Below are 1,436 nucleotides of genomic sequence, written 5' to 3'. Positions count from 1 at the left end.
CGTGATGCCTCACGTCAAGATGCCCGCGAAAGGTGGTCCATGCCTCAGATAGGACTGCCCGCGAAAGGGGGGGTGGGGTCAGCCGGCTTTGGTGCGGATGCCCTTGCGGACGTCGGGCAGGGCGGTGGGGAAGCTGGCCAGGTAGAGTTGTTCGGTCTTGTCCTTGGCCAGCACGAGCAGGCGCGCCTGGAGGTCGCTGATACGCCGGGCGAGGTGCGCGGGGTTGAGGGTGTCGCGGTGTGCGATCAGTTCGGCTTCCTGCGCCCGGGCGAGGACTCTCGCGGCGAGTAGCCGTTCCAGCGGGGTGGCTGGTTTGTCATACAGGCGTCGCCGGCGGCCGTCGCTGGTGGTGGCGTACCCGATCGGTTTGATGGTCGGGGTGAGGTAGTTCAGGCGGTCGTTGACCAGCGGCCAGAGCCGGTTCAAGACCGTGCGCTCGTCCTCTGTGTCGTAGCGGTAGTAGAAGCCGTACTTGCGCACGAGGTGGTTGTTCTTGGACTCGATCGTGGCTTGGTCGTTCTTCTTGTACGGCCGCGATCGGGTGAAGAAGATCTTCCGGTCCGCGGCCCACTCGATGACCGGGTAGTTGAGGAACTCGGAGCCGTTGTCGAAGTCCAACCCCGTTACGGCGTAGGGGATTTCATCGAGCGCCGCTTGCAGCGCGGACAGGATGTGGGTGTTGGCGTTGTTACGGACCGACCGGGTGAACACCCACCCGGTCCGCACGTCGGTCAGGTTCAGGGTGCGGGCGAACTCGCCCTTGAGGGTGGGTCCGCAGTGCGCGACGGTATCGCCCTCGAAGAACCCCGGTTCGGCCTCGACCTCGTCGCCGGCCTTGCGGATCGTGATGCTCGAGCGCAGCAGCGGGGACGGCTTGGTCGTCGACACCCCACCGATCGCGTCCTTCGCCTTGGCCGGGGCCAGGTACCGGTCGATCGTCGCCGCGGACATGGCCAGCAGCTCGGCTCGCACCTGCATGGAGTACCGGGCCTGCCCGGGCACGAGCTCGCCGTGCCGCTCCAGAGCGTCCAACTGGGCCCGCATCGACGCAGCGAGGTACTTCCCGCACTGACCGCCCGAAGCGGCCCACACCCGCTGCAGCACCTTGCGCGCGTCGTACGAATATCCCTGCGCCCGAGGCTTCCTCGGCACAACAGCGACCACGCGGCCACTGCCCGGGCGTTGCGCGGCGGCCGCGGTCAACCGGCGCCGGGCGTTGTCGCGCGACCAGCCCGTCACCGAGACAACCTCGTCCAACACCCTGCCCTTGTCCTTCTTCCTCGCGCTCACGTACGCCTTCGCGTACCTCGTCGTGACCTCGGCCCTGGATCGCATCGACAGTTCGCTCCTCACACCACCCAAGCGTCCCCGTTTCGCGGGCATTCCTACGTGAGGCACGGGGAACGCTTCGCGGGCAGTAATCGTGAGTCAAGCCG

General features: G+C 67.0%; 1 protein-coding gene. It reads right to left on the bottom strand.

Annotated features, from left to right (window positions below; all coding sequences use genetic code 11):
* Positions 1–78: 78 nt before the first annotated feature.
* The gene (locus PLL68_RS15160; protein WP_324535529.1) at positions 79–1,335 is read right to left on the bottom strand and encodes an integrase catalytic domain-containing protein; all 1,257 of its coding nucleotides are present in this window, start codon (positions 1,333–1,335) and stop codon (positions 79–81) included.
* Positions 1,336–1,436 lie beyond the last annotated feature (101 nt).

This window comes from Ornithinibacter sp., assembly GCF_035443565.1.
In the GTDB taxonomy this organism is placed as follows: Bacteria; Actinomycetota; Actinomycetes; order Actinomycetales; family Dermatophilaceae; genus Fodinibacter.
Note: the sequence above shows the minus strand (reverse complement) of the source record. Positions and strands in the feature narration are given on the sequence as shown.